Here is a 16230-nt window from a genome sequence, read left to right on the forward strand (position 1 = left end):
GGGCAGCAGCGCACGGTGTTCACTTACAAGTTTATCACCCAGAACACGGTAGAAGAAAAGATTCTGGCCCTGCAGAACAAGAAAATCCAGCTGGTTACGGACCTGACTACCACCAACGAGGCCATCATCAAGAGCCTGACCAAGGAGGATATCAAGGAGCTGTTGGGGTAGGCAGCAGAAGAGCCGTGCATTATTACAGAATGAAACAACCGCTACTGTACGCCGCCACCGTTTTGCTGACCTGCTGCGCTTCCCCCGACTCCGATGAAGTAGTGGGCAAGTATCGGTGGTCCAGCAGTACGCTTCGAACCATGCAAAACGTGGGAGCCGAAGAAATTGAGCAACTGGGCCGCTTCGAGCTGACTCCCACCGAAGTGGTAGCTCCCGGGGTGCACGGCGACGTCAGGATAGCATACGAAATTCGGAACGGCTACATCATCACCAAGCCAAGCGAGAATGATCCGCTGGAGATGCGCCTGAAAATACTCAGCTCCGACTCCCTACTAAGCGTTGGGGAGTTAGGCCTGCCCGGCATATACGTGCGGGTTAAAAACTGACGCGTTTCTGCATTTCTTACAAGCCCGCTTATCTTTCTGCATTCCCCTCTGGTTGTTTCTTTACTCTAGCATATGGGTTTATCCGATGCGCCAAAGCCCGTGAGGGTAGAAATAAAAGGCCAGGAGCTGCACTGCGTCATCTGCCGGCACAACGGTTTCCACCGCCACCACGCCAAGCTGGAGCGCGCCGGGCTGTTTACCTCCGACTGGACCGACCCCTCGGTGGTCTGCTACGAGTGCGACAACTGCGGCTATCTGCACTGGTTTATGCCGAAATAGCCCGGGCCGCTCACGAGGACCTTGGTGAAGATAGGCCCCAAACAACTCACGCAAATAACCAGTGTTGTATGAGCCATAACGCCAGTTATTTTTGTGATAATTTTTACATTTTTTATAAACTATTTAATCCTTTAGTATCTTCCGTCAGCATACACGAACCAACTTCCTGCTATGATGACGACACTTACTCCCTGGCTACGCGCCGGTCTTTTAACGCTGGGCCTGGCTGCACCGGCCGCCTTACACGCCCAAACCTGGCAGTGGGCTTCGGCTCACGCGGCGGGCAGCACCGGCTCCTCGGTAATACACGCGGCGGCGGTAGATGCAGCCGGCAACACGGTGGTAGCGGGCCGCTTCTCGGGCACCTCCACTTTCGGCAGCACTACCCTCACCAGCGCCGGCGGCTTCGATGTGTTTGTGGGCCGGCTTAGTCCTGCCGGCGCGTGGCTGCAAGTCGCCCGGGCGGGGGGCAGCGCCGATGACGTGGCCCTGGGCGTGGGCGTAGATGCGACGGGCAATGTGGTAGCCGCCGGCTCCTTTGGGGGCGCTACGGCCGCCTTTGGCAGCACTACCCTCACCAACGCCGACAACACCGGCAACACCACCGACGCCTTCGTGGCCCGCCTGGGTAGTGCCGGCACCTGGAGCCAAGCCGTGCGCATGGGCGGCTCTGATAACGATGCGGTTATGGCCCTGGCCCTGGGCAGCGACGGCACGGCGGTAGTGGCCGGCAACTTCTCCAGCAATACGGCCGCTTTTGGAGGCACTACCCTCACCAACGGCAACACCGACCGTAGCAACGACGTGTTTGTGGCCCGCCTGGCCGCCGATGGCACCTGGAGCCAAGTGGTGCGGGGCGGCGGCTCCGGCGACGATTTTGTGCAGGCCGTGGCCGTGGATGGCAGCGGCAACGCCACCATTGCCGGCCATTTTGCCCGCGCTACGGTTACGTTTGGCACCATTGTGCTCAACAACGCTAACCCCGGCCAGTACAGCAGCGACGTGTACGTGGCGCGCCTGAGCAGCGCCGGCACCTGGACCCAGGCCCTGCAGGCCGGCGGCCCCGGCAACGACTACGCCAAGGGAGCGGGCATTGACGCCAGCGGCAACGCTTACGTGGCCGGCAACTTTGCCAGCCCCACGGTTAGCTTCGGTACCACAGCACTTACCAACGCCGATGCCAGTGGCAACACCTCCGATATTTTTGTGGCCCGCCTCAGCAGCGCCAATGCCTGGACGCTGGCGGCCCGGGCCGGCGGCCCCAGCAACGACTACGCCAATACCATGGCCGTGGATGGCAACGGCAGCGTGAGCGTGGGCGGCTTGTTTCAGGGCGTTACCTCCACGTTTGGCAACATCCCCCTGACGAATGCTGACCCGACAGGTGCTACCTCCGACATCCTGGTGGCGCGCCTGAGCAGCGCCGGCATCTGGAACCTGGCCCTGCGCGCCGGCGGCGTCGGCGACGACTATACCAACGCCCTGGCCCTGGATGCCAGCGGCAACGCGGCCGTGGGCGGCAACCTCAGCAGCTCGCCGGCCACGTTCGGCACCATCAGCCTCAGCAGCTCGGGCTCGGCTTTTATTGCCAAGCTCATGGGCCTGAACACCAAAACCAAAGCGGCGCGCCTGTCGGCGGCGCTGGGCGTGGCTCCGAACCCAGCCCGCGGCCAGGTAGAGCTTACCTGGGTGAAGCCGGAAGCCCGGGCCCTACCCGTGGTACTTCTTGATGGCCTGGGCCGCGAAGTGCGGCGGCACGTGCTGCCGGCCCAGGCCACCCGCACCAGCCTGAACCTGAGCGGCCTGACCTCTGGGCTGTACGTAGTCCGGGTTGGGGAAGCCGCCCAGCGCCTGGTAGTGGAGTAGCCACCCTATCCCGTACTCTACCCCGCCGTGGCCTGGCTACGGCGGGGTAGTTGCGTTAATAGAACAGCGCCCAGGGCCCTTGCTTACTTAGTAAGCGTGTTTCCGTCGCAGTTATAGGGGCATTTCTCGTAGCTCTCCATCAGCCGGTACGCCATTCCCTGCTGTTTGCCGGGAAGCAGGTCGTAGCCCTGTTCATTCACTCCTACCAGTACAATGCCGTGCCGGTCATCGTCGGGGTTCAGGCTGCGGTATATCCGGATGCCCACGCAGCCAGGCTGGTTGAGAAGCTGGCGGATGGGACCCTGGGCGCAGTAGTTCGAGCTGGTATTGTCCTTATACTTCTTCTTGTACTTTTTGGCGCACTCGGCGGCCTGCGCTTCCGATACGGGGTTGCCGGCTTGGGGGTCGAAGGGCTTTTTCAGGCCTTTGTTCCGATCAGCATCCCCTCGTCTGCGGGGTGGCAGGGCCAGAAAGGCAGCCCCCACCGCCAGGCATCCGAGGGCAACAGTTAGCGCGAGGTTTTTCATGGGGTAGGGCAGGTAGAGGTAAAGGCCGCGCCGAGGCGTCGGCCAGAAGCACACATTACATTAATATAATTAAATATTTGTTATTCAAAACATTAACGGAGCATCTAACGCCCAGGCTCTCACTCCTAGCACGGCCGTTTGGGTGGGCCCGGCGGCTGCTTTCGGGTAGGCTTCTGAACAAAAGCCCGGCGGCTCAGGTAGTGCCTGCATGCACCTCTACCTTCGTACCCACGTAGCGGCTGGCCCCGGGCAGGTGTGGGCTGGCTTTACGCGCGAGCTGTTTCTGGCCCTGGCACCTCCTTTCCCGCCTTTCAAGCTGCTACGCTTTGATGGCTGCCGCCGCGGCGACGAAGTGCACATTGAGCTGGGCGCCGGCCCCGTGCGCTTTCCCTGGACCGCCCTCATCACCGACCACGGCACCCTGCCCGACGGCACGTACTATTTCGTGGATGAGGGCCGCCGCCTGCCGCCGCCGTTGCGGTTCTGGCGCCACCGCCACCTGCTGCAGCCTGCGCCCGGGGGCGGCACCTGCATTGTGGAGGATCTGGAATACCGCACGGGCCTGCGCGCCCTGGATGCGCTGCTCTACCCGGCTATGTGGGCACAATTTGCCTGGCGCCGCCCTATTTACCGCCGCTGGTTTGGTGCCCCCGGCCGCGTGGCCGGGGCGCATTAGCCCGGTGCGGGCAGCGCCGAAGCGCCTCCTACCGTATAGGGCTGTAGCAAGCCGTGTATCTTGCCACTCTCTTCGTCGTCCTTGCCCATGCCAGCAGTCTTACCCTCCGGCCGCCTACCTCTTCGCCTGCCCTTACTTGCCGTTTGCCTGCTGCTGCTGGCCGCGGGCTGCCGCAGCAGCCAGAGTGCTTACCGTTTCCGGCCCGGCAGCCCGGTAGCAGCCCAGCCGGCAATACCAACCGGTGCTGACCCGGCAGATGATTCCGGTTTCAGGGCGGTGCTGCCTGCCCAACCGAGGTCTGCGGCGCCCCTACCTTCCCGCAACGCCAGGCCAGCTTCCCACCTTCGTCAGCGTCGGCAGGTGCGCCAGATGCGGCCGGTGCTGGCACAGGCTATGGCGCGCGTGCAGAAGGGGCCGGTGCAGACCCGGCCCGCTGCCCAGGCCGCCCGGAAAGCGGCCGGCCCCGGGCACCGCGCGGAGGTAGGGCTGGGTACTACGGTGCTGGGCGTACTGGGACTGGTGGTGCTGCCCGTCGCGCTGCTGGGTTTGCTGATCTGGGGCGGGCCGGTGTGGGCCATTCTGGGCGGACTGGCAGCCCTGGCCGTGCTCGTTGCCTACCTCGACCCGTTTGCCTAAGGCCGGCGGGGGTAGCAGGCAGAATTTCGGACCAGCCGGGTGGGCCGGTGTGCGGGGTATCCCCGGCAGTTAGGCTACCTTTGCGGTGCATTTCCTGATTTCGTTGCTTATGAACCCCGCTACCGTCACGCTCAAGCCTGGCAAAGACCAGTCCCTCCGCCGCCTGCATCCGTGGGTATTTTCCGGCGCCATCGGCCGCCTGCAGGGCGAAGTAGTGGAAGGGGAGGTAGTGGCAGTGCAGGCCGCCAGCGGCGAGCTGCTGGGGGTAGGCCACTACGCCCCGGGCTCCATTGCCGTGCGCATGCTGGCATTCGGGCCCGATGCCCAACTGCCCGATGCCGCTTTCTGGGAAGAGAAAATCCGGAATGCCTACCAGCTTCGGCAGGGCCTGGGCCTGACCGGCCAGGGCAACACCAACGTGTACCGCCTGGCCCATGCCGAGGGCGACGGGCTGCCGGGCCTGATCATTGATGTGTACGGGGATGTGGCCGTAGTGCAGGCCCACAGCGCCGGCATGTACAAGGCGCGGCCTCTCATTGCCCAGGCCCTGCAGACGGTGATTCCCGGCCTGCGTGCCATCTACGACAAGAGCTCTGAGACGGTGCCCGCCAAGGCTGCCCCGGATGCCCGCAATGGCTACCTGCTGGGCGAAAGCACCGGTGCTGAGCACATTGTGCAGGAAAACGGCCACCCCTTCGCCGTAGATTGGGAAACGGGTCAGAAAACCGGCTTCTTTATTGATCAGCGCGACAACCGCAGCCTACTGGCCCGCTACGCCCCCGGCCGCCGCGTGCTCAACACCTTCTGCTACACCGGCGGCTTCAGCTCCTATGCCCTCATGGCCGGGGCCGAGCTGGTGCACTCCGTCGATTCCAGCAAGAAAGCCATTGAGCTAACCAACCGCAACGCCGAGCTGACCGGCCACGCCGGCCGCCACGAGGCCTACGCCCAGGACGTGTTTACCTTCCTGAAAGACCGCCACAACCACTACGACCTGATTGTGCTGGACCCCCCGGCCTTCGCCAAGCACCTCTCGGCCCGCCACAACGCCCTGATGGGCTACAAGCGCCTGAACGCGGCCGGCATCCGGCAAATTGCCCCCGGCGGGCTGCTGTTCACCTTCAGCTGCTCGCAGGTGGTGAGCATGGAGCTGTTTGAGGGCGCCGTGCTGGCCGCCGCCATTGAGGCCGGCCGGCCGGCCCGCATCCTGCACCGCCTCACCCAGCCCGCCGACCACCCCGTGAGCCTGTTCCACCCCGAAGGCGAGTACCTGAAGGGCCTGGTGCTGGCGGTTGAGTAGCCTGCCCTACTACCCCCTGCTGGCATGCAAAAGCCCGAGGTTCCGGCAGGAGCCTCGGGCTTTTGCGTGGGCGTTATCCAGAAAACCGAAGGCCGGCCCGCACCCCTAACATGGCGGACCGGCCCCGGAAAGCCCCCTGCGGCCAACGAAACCGACGGAGGTAACCAATGGAAAGTACGGCGGGTACCTTCCGGTTTTTCGGGGGTGGCGACGCGCAGAAAACCACAACTGCGCATCGCCCCCACCCGGGCCAGCCAGGAACATTTCCCGGAAATTGCAGCCGCTGCTGGTTCGTTTCCCACCCCCAAAGGCGGGCTGCTGTACTGGCTTGTGCCTGATGCTTATTTGTACTGGTAGTAGCGCACGTAATCCACCTGCATCTGCTGGGGGAAGGTGGTGCTGCCATCGGGGTTGCCATCGAAGTTGCCGCCCACGGCCACGTTCAGAATCACGAAGAAGGGGTTGTTAAACGGGAAGGGGCTGGCGTCGGTAGCGGAGAAGGTGTAGTAAGGCGTGGCGCTGCCATCGAGGTAGAAGCGCGTCAGGTTTTTGCTGCGCACCACGCTGTAGGTATGGAAGTCGGCCGAGAGGTCTTCGCTTAGGTTCTGGGTGGTGCCCTTGTACTCGTGTACGCCCATGCTGTTGGCGTAGTGCATGGTCGAAATCAGCTCGGTGGGGCGGCTGCCGCGCAGCTCCATGATGTCAATTTCGCCGCACTTGGGCCAGTTGTTCTGGTCAATATCGGCGCCCAGCATCCAGATGGCCGGCCACACGCCTTTGCCTTTAGGAATTTTGGCGCGCACATCAATGCGGCCGTACTGGAAGCTCTGCTTGCCCTTGGTAATCAGGCGGGCCGAGGTGTAGGCGTTGCTACCGGTGGTCTGTTTCTGGGCCTGAATAACCAGCATCCCGTTGCGCAGGTAGGAGTTATCGGTGGAGTTGGTGTAGTTCTGCAGCTCGTTGTTGCCCCAGCCGCTGGCGCCCAGCTCGTGCGTCCACTTGGTCTGGTCAATGGTGCCGCCGTCAAACTCGTCCTTCCAGATTAGCTCCGTATACTGGGCGTAGTCGCGGGCCTCTTCGTTTACGACCGGGGTAGTGGGCTTGGGAGGGGTAGGCGCCGGAACGTTTTTGGTTTTGGTTTCGGTGCAGGACAGCAAACTCAGGCTAAGCAACAGAGCCGCGCCAAATTGGTGCTTTTGCTGGCCGGACAGGGGTAGGTTTTTCATGAACTAAGATACTGACTAGTAGCCAAGAGGCCCGCCTGAGCTGATGAGCTGACGGACACCTTGCGCGCCGGCGGTGCAGGGTTGGCGGGTACCGCGGGGGTAGCCCTTGCCCACAGGGTGCCGGCAATGAGAGATGGAGGGAAGGGCAGGAACGCTCAAACGACCAAGGTAAGGCTTACCCCTACAAGGGCAGTAGCGTAAAGCTCAGCGTCAGCAACTTGCCGGCGCTGAGCTTTCATACAATTCAGACGAAAGGAGTAGGGTGGCAGCGGCTATTTGGGCACCATCTTGATGGTGAACACCGTGCCGCCATTCTGGCCACTGCCGGCGCGCAGCACCATGTGCTTATCGTCGATTTCCAGAATCCGGTACACCCGTTCCGTGGGCGAGGCGTCGGTAGCCCCAATGAAGGCCCCGGAACGCGACAAGGTAAACTGCGCCAGTCCGGCACCGGCCGAGGGGCCAAACACCATGGGCGAAGTGCCCGACTCCGGCGCCTTGCAGGTGTAGCCGGCCGCGGCCGAGAAGGTCTCGCCCTTGGCATCGTAGGTGAAAACGTTGCTCATCGAGAACGTGTACTCATCGTCAGACTGGCAGGCAGGCAGCTCCCCGGCCTTCACGCCGGCAAAGTACTCCAGCGGGTTAGCCTCGGTGCCTACGGTAATGGGGGCATCGGCCTTGTTGTCAATCATCCAGGTTTTGGAGGTGCCGCCCGTGAGCAGGCGCTTGATGGGGGCCGTGGCATCGAAGGGCATCAGGGTCACGACGGTGCGCGTGCCATCGGGGTTGGTGCCCCGCAGGCGCAGCTTGGTATCGGTAGCCTCCAGAATGTCGTAGGTTTTGTTGGCTACTGAGTCGGGCAGGCCAATAAAGCCGCCTTTGCCCTTCAGCACAATCTGGCCCAGGCCATTGGCAGTAGGCCGGAACACGAAGTTGCCGCCGCGGTTTAGGGAAGCGCCGCAGGTAGTACCCGTGTAGGTCTGGCCGGCGCTTTCGTAGTTAACGGTGTAGCTGTTGCTGAACGAGAACTGGTCGTCGAGCTGGCAGTTGTTGAGCGTGGTGGAGCTGGAAAGCTGGGTGCCGGCAGCCGACTCCCGCACAATGGCGCCGGGCTCGGTGGAGAAGGACCACACCCGCGTGCCGCTGCCGGCACAGTCCACCAGCTTGCTGAAGGCCGCGTTCGTGCAGACATCCGGAATAACGACTGCCTGGGTGGAGGAAATGCCCGTGCCGCCGCGGCCGGCCGTAATCAGCTCTACCTGATAAGTGCCGGGGCGGGTGTAGGTGTGCGTGACGCTGTTGCCCGAGCCGCGGGAGTTGTCGCCGAAATTCCACTGGTAGAGGAACCCGTCCTGGCTGGTGCTGGTAAACGTTACGGTGGCGGGGTACTCGGTGGTGCTTACCTGGTAGGTAAAGGTAGAGGTGGGCACGGCGCCCTCCAGCTCGTAGTCTTTGGCGTCCTTGTCGCAGGAGGCCAGGAGGAGCGGGGCAGCCAACAGGCCAAGGACGGCCAGGCGCGTAAACATCGTATGCATGGGAATTGGCGGGGGAATAGGGTGGAGGCGGGCCGCCCCGGCCGAGCTACCCCGGCCCGTGGCCTGAAGGGTAGCCTTGCGCTGGGTGGCCGCTGCTACAGGTTAGTAACCAGGGTTCTGGCGCAGGCCGGGGTTTACATCCAGCTCCGACTGCGGAATGGGCAGTACCACGTTGAAGGGCTTGACGCCTTTGGCCCGCAGCTGGGGCGAGGTGAGCAGCTCCCCGGTACGCTTCATGTCGAACCACCGGTCCATTTCAAAGGCCAGCTCGTACTTCCGCTCCCGCCACACGGCCTGCTTGAAGGCGTCGGCGCCCAGGCCCGAGAGGTCTTTGGCACTGGTGGCGTTGATGGGCAGGCCGAAGGCCCGGCGGCGCACTTTGTTGATGGCCTCGTAGCCCTCAGAGGTAGTGCCCACGGCTTCGGCCAGAATCAGGTACACCTCGGCCAGGCGCAGCACCGGAATGTTCAGCTCCGAGTCCCAGATGTTGGTGTTGACTTTGCCCACAAACCACTTCTTCACCCCGTAGCCGTTCGGGGAGCCGGGCAGGCGGTCGGGCTGCTTACGGCCATCGGGATACGCGTCGCCGGGCATCCAGATGGTGGCCTCGCGGCGCTTGTCGCCGGCCTCGTAGCCCGCCACGAAATCAGCTTCGGGAATGTTGAAGCCGTAGCCGCCCTGGGGCACTATGCCCTGGCCGCGGGGACCAAAGAACTCGTTGCCGCTGAAGCCGGGGCCGTTCTGGTCCCAGGTGTTGCGGCCCGAGAGGAACTGGGCCTCGAACAACGACTCCTTGCCGTTCTCGTTGGCTACCTTGAAGTTATCGGCGTAGTTGTCCCACAAGGTTTTGCCGCTGCCGTTAATGACTTCGCGGGCCCGCGTGGCGGCTTCGGCCAGCTTGTTTTCGGTGAGGTACACCTTGGCCAGCAGGCCCGTGGCGGCCCACTTGGTGGCCCGGCCCAGGTCTTCGCCGCTGTAGGAGCTGGGCAGGTTGCCGATGGCATCAATCAGGTCCTTCTCAATCTGGGCGTACACCTGCGCCGCCGGGGTACGGGGCACGTTCACCTCGGCCAGGGTAGCGGGGGGCGTCGTGAGCAAGGGCACGTCGCCGTAGGCCCGCACCAGGTCAAAGTAGTACTTGGCGCGCAGGAACTGGGCCTCCCCGATGCTGCGCTTCTGAATGGCCGGGTCAATGCTCATGGCCGGCACCTTCTGCAGCACAATGTTGGCCCGCCCAATGCCCACGTAGCAGCTGCCCCATAGGCGGTTGGCCACCAGGTTGGTGCTCGGAATGTTGTAAAAGTCGAGCTGCTGGTACTCAATCCCGTCGCCGCCGCCCCCACCGCCGGTGGTAGAAATATCGGAGGCAATGTCGCCCAGGCCCCAGAGGGCGGCGTTATACTGGCCGGCCGTAATCAGCTCACCATACACGGCATTGGTGGCCTGAATGGCGTCGGTAGTGGTGCGGTAGAAGTTGGCGTCGGTTACCTGGTCGGTGGGAGTTTCTTCCAGAAACTTCTCGCCGCACCCGCTGAGCAGGCCCAGCGTCAGGAGCCAGGCGCCGTAGGTGGTTCTGTACTTATGTAGGGGTAGCATGCGCTGAAATGTTAGGGGTGGGAATTAGAAACCGATGTTGAGGCCGAGCAGGAACACGCGGGGCTGCGGGTACACGCCCAGGTCAATGCCGCGGGCGCCTACCTCGGGGTCGTAGCCGGAGTACTTGGTCAGCGTCAGCAGGTTCTGGGCGCTGGCGTACACGCGCACCTGCTTAGCGGCAATGCGCTCCATCACGCTCTGGGGCAGGGAGTAGCCCAGCGTAAGGGTTTTGATGCGCATGTAGGAGCCGTCTTCCACGAAGTAGGTTGACACGCGCAGGTTCTGGTTGGGGTCGGCGTTGTCGCCGGCGAAGGCCCGGGGCACGTCGTTGCTGGTGCCGGGGCCGGTCCAGCGGCCCAGTACGCGGGTGCTGCCGCTGCTGGTGCCGTAGAGGGGGCTTTCCAGAATGTAGCGGTTCTGGTTGTAGATGTCGTTGCCCTGGGAGCCCTGCAGGAATACGTTCAGATCGAAGCCGCCCCAAGTTACGGTGTTGTTCAGGCCGTAAGTGAAGTCGGGGTTGGGGTTGCCGATGAAGGTCCGGTCTTCGGCGTTAATCACGCCGTCGTTGTTCAGGTCCTTGAAGCGGATGTCGCCGGGGGCAGTGCCGCTCTGCTGGGTAGCGTGGTTCTGCACGTCTTCGGGCGTCTGGAACAAGCCATCGGCCACGAACCCGTAGAACGAGCCGAAGGGCTGGCCCTCATCGTAGCGCACAATCACGCCGCTCAGGGCACTCAGGCCGTTGTAGGGCTGCCCTACCCCCAGTGATTCCAGCTCCGACTTGTAAGCCGACACGTTCAGGGTCGTCGTCCAGTTCAGGCTGCGGCCCGTGCCCCGCACGTTGTGGGAGGTAAACGAAAAGTCGATACCGCGGTTGTAGGCCGAGGCCGCGTTGCGGTTCACCGTCTCGTAGGTGCCCGACACCAGCGACACCGGTACGGGGGCAATCAGGTTGGGCGAGCTGCGGTTGTAGAGGTCGATGGTGGCCTCGAAGCGGTTGTCCAGGAAGCCCAGGTCAACACCAACGTTGGTCTGGTTGTTGGTTTCCCAGCGCAGGTCGGGGTTAGCTTGGCGGGTAGGCGCTGCCCCCGTCTGCAGGGCGCCGCCCCCGGGCCCGAAGGGGTAGCGGATGCCCGAGTTGATGGCGTAGAGGTAGGCGAAGCGGCCGGCGTTGTTGGGGTTACCCACCTTGCCGTAGCCCACGCGCAGCTTCAGGTTGCTGATCACGCGGTTGCCCTTCAGGAAGTCCTCCTCCGAGATGCGCCAGCCGGCCGAAACCCCGGGGAAGAAGCCAAATTTGTCGCCGGGCGGGAAGCTGCCCGAGCCATCGTAGCGCGCAATGGCCTGGAACAGGTACTTGCCCGCAAACTCGTAGTTCACGCGGCCGAAGTAGCTCAGCAAACGCGAGGGCCGGTTGATAGTGCCCGCGTTGCCGATCTGGGTGTTGATGGGGCCGGAGTTGATTACCTGCAGGTCGTTGCGCAGGTAGCCGGTGCGGTAGGCCTCCACGTTGCTGTAGTTGAACTGCTGCGCCGACTGGCCCACCAGCACCGTTACCTGGTGCTTATCAGCAATGAGGCGGTCGAAGGTGGCCGTGTTCTCAATCAGGTAGCTGGGGGCGTAGGAGGCCGTAGCCGTAGCTCCGGCCGTAGCCTGGGTGTAGCGGCTGGTGTAGGTCTGGCCATCGGCCTGCAGCTCGGGCACCCCGGGCCGGAAGGCGTTGAAGTTGTCGAACACGAAGTCGGCCCCTACGTTGGTGCGGAAGCGCAGGCCCCGTACCGGCTCCAGCTCAGCAAAGAAGGTAGTCAGGGCACGGTTGCGGTAGAAGCGCTGGTTGGTGATGGTAGCCGAGGCCAGCGGGTTTTCCTCGATGAAGTTGTCCTGGGCGCCGCGGGGCTCGTAGTAGTAGCCATCGGGCCGGTACACCGGAATAATGGCCGGAATGCGCAGCGTTTGCTGCACGGTGCCATATTCGCCGCTGTTGGAGGTAATCTGCCGGTCGCTGAGGTGGGTCAGGGAAATGTTATTGCCCAGCTTCAGAATCTTGTTTACCTGCACGTCGCCGTTGGCCCGCAGCGTAAAGCGCTCAAAGTCCGAGCCTACAATGGTCCCATCCTGCTGGAAGTAGCTGGCCGACACGGCGTAGCGGGCCTTGTCGCTGCCGCCCGTAGCCGAAAGCGAGTAGTTCTGGATGGCAGCCCGGCGGAACACTTCGTCCTGCCAGTCAGTGCCCTCGCCCAGCCCCTGGGGGTTGCGCAGGCGGTCCACCACAATAGGCGCGCCCCCGGCCAGGCGGCCTTCGTTGTTGATAACGGCGTACTCCTCGGCGTTGAGCAGGTCCAGCTTGCGCCACACCTGCTGCACCCCGCGGTAGGCATCCAGGTTAATGGTGGAGGTACCGGTTTTGCCCCGCTTGGTGGTGATAATCACTACCCCGTTGGCCGCGCGCACCCCGTAGATAGCCGTGGCCGAGGCATCCTTCAGGATGTCAATGGTTTCGATGTCGTTGGGGCTGATGGCGTTCAGCTGGTTTTCGTTGCCATCGGGCAGCGGGAACCCATCCACTACGAACAGAGGGTTGTTGTTGCCCGCCGACGTAAGACCCCGGATGCGGATGGAGGTACCGGCGGCGCCGCCGGGCGCGCCCCCGTTTGAGGTAATCGTAACGCCCGCGGCCCGGCCTTGCAGAGCTTGGGTAGCATCGGCCACGGGCTGGGTGGCAATTTCCCGCGCCGACACCGACGACACGGCGCCCGTTACGCTACCCCGCTCCTGGGTACCGTAGCCCACTACCACTACCTCACTGAGGGCGCGGGTGTCTTCGGCCAGCGTGATGCTCAGGGAAGTGGAAGCCCCGGTAACCGGCACTTCGCGGCGGGTAAAGCCTACGTAGCTAACCACCAGGGTTGAGTTTTCGGGCGCGTTCAGGGAGAAGCGGCCGTCGGCATCAGTAGTGGTGCCCAGGGTGGTCCCTTTCACAATAATGGTTACCCCCGGCAGTGGCTCACCGTTGCTCTGGGTAACGCGGCCCGACACTGGCACATCGGCGAGCAGGCGGGGGGTAGCGGCTGGACCGGGAAGTCCGGCCGCCGTGGAGGGTACTGCTGCCAGGGAAGGAAGGGCAGGCAGGCCGCACGCCGCCAGCCACAAAGCCCGGCGCAGCAGCGCCTGAGGGTAGAGGTGTTGGTTCATTGATCTGTGGGAATTGAGGGAAGTATGGACCAGTAAGCGGTTAGGCTCACCACCGGGCTCTGGGATAGCCCGGCTATCTGAAAAACACTGGTGGAAATAAACCCCTGGGACGGCTACCCCTGCGCGAAGCAACGGGCCGGGGTTGTACTGTAGGACTTGGGAGAGCGGCGGCGCTGGCAACGCAGGTGGACTGGTACAGGCTCGGCAGGCGAGGGGGGCTGTCACCCCAGTTGCCAGCGCCGGCGCAAAACCGGTCAGAATTCAAGGAAGTAGTCGGCGGGGGTTCACTGCCGAAGAACCATCCAGGGCGGATCGGGCAATACGAAGTGTGCAGGAATGCCCAAATATATCCGTCCGTGTTTTGGAAAAGCAACACGAAAAACGCCTTAAAACGCCGTACGGGGCAGTTTTCGGCTTAACGCACAAGTGTATTATACACTTACTGCACACGACACAGAAAGTACTTTAGGCCTTTCTATGGCTGCTATCAACGTTTTGGAAGGCGGCCGTCTACACGTAAAAAACAATCAAAAAAATACCCACTCTGATCAACTTTTTTTCATAATCGTGGTGGGTAAGTGTTGACTTACGAACCCAAGGATTCCCCTCTAAAATTCCTGTTCTATATAGGAGAGGTGCCAGATTACTCTGCTACCCCCTCCAGCCCCGCAGGGCACGCTGGCTTCCTGCTCACCGGCGCGCCCCTGGGCTAGCCGGCAGGATTTCGCTTTCGTCGCCGCCAGCCTACCCCGCCGCAACAACAGAAGGCCCCCGGCTACCACGTGGTAGCCGGGGGCCTTCTGTTGTTGCCACAAGAGCGGGTGCCTACGCGCGGACCGTAGCTTCTTCGGCTGCGCCCGCTTCCTCGGGCTCCAGGCCGGAGGCATCCAGCAGGATGTGGGTCCAGCCTTCGTTTTCGTCGAAGTCGGGGGCCCGGCGGCGGCGGCGCATCGCCTCCAGCACCTTCTGGCTGAAGCTCCAGCACGTACCCTGGCGCAGATCAAGCACGCGGGAAAGCTCCTGGGAAGAGTAGTTGCCTTTATGCGTATAAATCAGAAATACCGCGTAGAAGGCCTTGATAATCGGGAATTTGCACTTCTGCAGCAGGGTGTAGGCCGTGGCTGACTCCACGTAACGGCACTTGGTGCAACGGCGCGAGTGCGGCTCCCGGCCGTCGCAGTACTTCTCGTGCCCGCATTTGCGGCACTGGTAGCCCTCGGCCCACTTCAGGTTGGCCAGGTACACCAGGCAGGCGTCCTTGTCGGGATAAATCTGGCTGAACTCGCCGAAGTTTACTTCCTTCGATAAAACGCGGGCGGTTTTCACCTCCTGCAGGTCGCGTTGCAGCTCCGCGTTCAGCTTCTCAATGGCCGCCGACTGCAGGGCCAGCAACCCGTTGGCCTGCAGCAGCTCGCGGTTCTGGGCCGCAATGGTGTCGCTCTGCAGGCGCAGCTCGTCGGTGCGCTGGGCCACCAGGCCCTCCAGCTCGGAGTTCAGCTGGTCTTTCAGTTCCTGGTTGCGCTGCAGCTGCTCCACCAGCTGCTCCTGCACCTGGTGCTTCTTGCGCAGCTGCTTTACCAGCTTACCCTGGGCCCGGATGGTGGCGTCCTTAATCCCCTTGATTTTCTCGCCCAGCGCATAAGACAGCACCACCACCTCTACCACGAAGGCCGCGTTCATGCTGTACACCGTGGCCGTATTGGTGAAGGTGTTAATGCCCAGCTTGCGCAAAATCATGAATACCACGCTGATGGCTACCATCACGTGGGCCAGCAGAAAGAAGCGGGCCGTACGCTGCCCCCGCTGCCACACCCGGTAGGCTGCGTAATAAATCATGCAGTAGGGCAGCAGGTAAAACCAGAAACCCCAGCCCGAGCTCAGCCAGACGGCATCAATCAACAGCCCGGCCACGCTCAGGAGCACCACTGCCCTGATCCAGGGGTCATAGGAAGGCAGGCGCTGCGCGGTATCCAGAAACTGCCGGGCGTAGTAGCTGAAGGTGAGCAGCAGCAGAATAGGCGACCCGGCCGTAATCAGCTGATTGAGCACGGGTTGCCCCGGCCACAGATACTGAAACCCCAGCCCGTCTTCCGACATGAATACCAGACTGCAGCTGAGCACGTACAGCACGTAGCGCAGGTAGGTTTGCTCCCCAATGAAGAGGTACAGGCACAGGTTGTACACCACCATAATCAGGAGCACTCCATAGAAGCCACCCAACAGCCCGTACTCCGTCTGGAAGTGCACGGCCAGGGTTTGCTCGGTGCGCAAACGGCTGAGAAAGGTGGTTTTGGAGTTGGAAGTCAGGCGCAGGTAGTACGTCTGGGCCTGCTCGGGGGAAAGGGGCAGGCGGAACAGGAAGTTTTTGTAGGGAAACTTCCGGGTAGCCAGCGGCAAATCGGACCCCGTAACAGTAGGCGCGGAGCCGTTGGCGGGGTAAAACTCCACGCTATTGAGGTGGGAGTCAAACATTTCCAGGTACCAGTGCTGGCTCAGGCTGCCCCGGGCCTGCACTACCAGCCGCAGCCAGTAGGCCGAGCCCGGGTGGTCCATGGTGGTAGGAAGGGTGTTGCCGGGCCGAAACCGGGCGGCGTGGGCCGGGGCCTGCACATCGGCCAGGGTAAGCCGGCCGGAGGGGTCTTCCAGCACGCTATAGCGGGCCGGATCCACGTACAGCTCCTCCAGGCCAGCGTGCACCCGCAGCGTATCGGCGGGACGCGCCTTGACCGGGGCACTGACCAACAGGAGGCACAGGAGCAGGGGGGTGCTCAGCGTCAGGAAGGAAAACCAGATAGCCCGACGCGGTGGGAGGTGGGAATTCACGAGCTTCATGGTGCGCTTAA

At 62.8% G+C, this 16230-nt stretch carries 12 protein-coding genes; 6 read left to right on the forward strand and 6 right to left on the reverse strand.

Translation table 11 applies throughout. The annotated features are described in order from the left end of the window. Window positions 1-200: 200 nt before the first annotated feature. The 3 genes from GGU46_RS19465 (at window position 201) to GGU46_RS19475 (ending at window position 2702) form a co-directional block, all read left to right on the forward strand. The gene (locus GGU46_RS19465) at window positions 201-557 is read left to right on the forward strand and encodes a hypothetical protein (protein ID WP_183405237.1); all 357 of its coding nucleotides are present in this window, start codon (window positions 201-203) and stop codon (window positions 555-557) included. A gap of 72 nt (window positions 558-629) precedes the next feature. Then, complete coding sequence (locus GGU46_RS19470; RefSeq protein WP_183405238.1) at window positions 630-836, forward strand: hypothetical protein; 207 nt, start codon at window positions 630-632, stop codon at window positions 834-836. A 171-nt stretch (window positions 837-1007) separates the two neighbouring features. Further along, window positions 1008-2702, forward strand: a complete 1695-nt coding sequence (locus GGU46_RS19475) for a T9SS type A sorting domain-containing protein (protein WP_183405239.1) — start codon at window positions 1008-1010, stop codon at window positions 2700-2702. Window positions 2703-2785: 83 nt separating this feature from the next. Here the strand turns inward: GGU46_RS19475 and GGU46_RS19480 are convergent, their stop codons facing one another. Further along, the gene (locus GGU46_RS19480) at window positions 2786-3229 is read right to left on the reverse strand and encodes a hypothetical protein (RefSeq protein ID WP_183405240.1); all 444 of its coding nucleotides are present in this window, start codon (window positions 3227-3229) and stop codon (window positions 2786-2788) included. Between the two features lie 208 nt (window positions 3230-3437). Here GGU46_RS19480 and GGU46_RS19485 point away from each other — a divergent pair, with 208 nt between their 5' ends. The 3 genes from GGU46_RS19485 (at window position 3438) to GGU46_RS19495 (ending at window position 5841) form a co-directional block, all read left to right on the forward strand. Further along, window positions 3438-3905: an SRPBCC family protein gene (locus GGU46_RS19485; protein ID WP_183405241.1), complete on the forward strand. Its 468-nt coding sequence runs from the start codon at window positions 3438-3440 to the stop codon at window positions 3903-3905. Between the two features lie 87 nt (window positions 3906-3992). Further along, complete coding sequence (locus GGU46_RS19490) at window positions 3993-4541, forward strand: hypothetical protein (RefSeq protein WP_183405242.1); 549 nt, start codon at window positions 3993-3995, stop codon at window positions 4539-4541. A 109-nt stretch (window positions 4542-4650) separates the two neighbouring features. Further along, on the forward strand, window positions 4651-5841 hold the full coding sequence (locus GGU46_RS19495; RefSeq protein ID WP_183405243.1) for a class I SAM-dependent rRNA methyltransferase: 1191 nt from the start codon (window positions 4651-4653) through the stop codon (window positions 5839-5841). A 341-nt stretch (window positions 5842-6182) separates the two neighbouring features. On the opposite strand, the gene GGU46_RS19500 is transcribed toward GGU46_RS19495, so the two are convergent. The 5 genes from GGU46_RS19500 to GGU46_RS19520 form a co-directional block, all read right to left on the reverse strand. Continuing rightward, entirely contained in the window at window positions 6183-7067 is an 885-nt protein-coding gene (locus GGU46_RS19500) for a glycoside hydrolase family 16 protein (protein WP_183405244.1), read from the reverse strand. 272 nt (window positions 7068-7339) lie between these two features. Beyond that, entirely contained in the window at window positions 7340-8602 is a 1263-nt protein-coding gene (locus tag GGU46_RS19505) for a PKD domain-containing protein (protein WP_183405245.1), read from the reverse strand. A gap of 102 nt (window positions 8603-8704) precedes the next feature. After that, a complete protein-coding gene (locus GGU46_RS19510) occupies window positions 8705-10198 on the reverse strand; it encodes a RagB/SusD family nutrient uptake outer membrane protein (RefSeq protein ID WP_183405246.1) in 1494 nt (497 codons plus the stop codon). Between the two features lie 24 nt (window positions 10199-10222). Further along, on the reverse strand, window positions 10223-13387 hold the full coding sequence (locus GGU46_RS19515) for a SusC/RagA family TonB-linked outer membrane protein (protein ID WP_183405247.1): 3165 nt from the start codon (window positions 13385-13387) through the stop codon (window positions 10223-10225). Between the two features lie 825 nt (window positions 13388-14212). Further along, on the reverse strand, window positions 14213-16219 hold the full coding sequence (locus GGU46_RS19520; RefSeq protein ID WP_183405248.1) for a 7TM diverse intracellular signaling domain-containing protein: 2007 nt from the start codon (window positions 16217-16219) through the stop codon (window positions 14213-14215). Window positions 16220-16230: the final 11 nt, after the last annotated feature.

This window comes from Hymenobacter latericoloratus (genome assembly GCF_014199535.1).
Taxonomy (GTDB): domain Bacteria; phylum Bacteroidota; class Bacteroidia; order Cytophagales; family Hymenobacteraceae; genus Hymenobacter; species Hymenobacter latericoloratus.

What these genes read in the sequence shown, in the direction of transcription:
- GGU46_RS19470 (WP_183405238.1), top strand. Translation starts at nt 630, where the DNA reads ATGGGTTTATCCGATGCGCCAAAGCCCGTGAGGGTAGAAATAAAAGGC.
- GGU46_RS19485 (WP_183405241.1), top strand. Translation starts at nt 3,438, where the DNA reads ATGCACCTCTACCTTCGTACCCACGTAGCGGCTGGCCCCGGGCAGGTG.
- GGU46_RS19475 (WP_183405239.1), top strand. Translation starts at nt 1,008, where the DNA reads ATGATGACGACACTTACTCCCTGGCTACGCGCCGGTCTTTTAACGCTG.
- GGU46_RS19480 (WP_183405240.1), bottom strand. Translation starts at nt 3,229, where the DNA reads ATGAAAAACCTCGCGCTAACTGTTGCCCTCGGATGCCTGGCGGTGGGG.
- GGU46_RS19505 (WP_183405245.1), bottom strand. Translation starts at nt 8,602, where the DNA reads ATGCATACGATGTTTACGCGCCTGGCCGTCCTTGGCCTGTTGGCTGCC.
- GGU46_RS19500 (WP_183405244.1), bottom strand. Translation starts at nt 7,067, where the DNA reads ATGAAAAACCTACCCCTGTCCGGCCAGCAAAAGCACCAATTTGGCGCG.
- GGU46_RS19515 (WP_183405247.1), bottom strand. Translation starts at nt 13,387, where the DNA reads ATGAACCAACACCTCTACCCTCAGGCGCTGCTGCGCCGGGCTTTGTGG.
- GGU46_RS19495 (WP_183405243.1), top strand. Translation starts at nt 4,651, where the DNA reads ATGAACCCCGCTACCGTCACGCTCAAGCCTGGCAAAGACCAGTCCCTC.
- GGU46_RS19465 (WP_183405237.1), top strand. Translation starts at nt 201, where the DNA reads ATGAAACAACCGCTACTGTACGCCGCCACCGTTTTGCTGACCTGCTGC.
- GGU46_RS19510 (WP_183405246.1), bottom strand. Translation starts at nt 10,198, where the DNA reads ATGCTACCCCTACATAAGTACAGAACCACCTACGGCGCCTGGCTCCTG.
- GGU46_RS19520 (WP_183405248.1), bottom strand. Translation starts at nt 16,219, where the DNA reads ATGAAGCTCGTGAATTCCCACCTCCCACCGCGTCGGGCTATCTGGTTT.
- GGU46_RS19490 (WP_183405242.1), top strand. Translation starts at nt 3,993, where the DNA reads ATGCCAGCAGTCTTACCCTCCGGCCGCCTACCTCTTCGCCTGCCCTTA.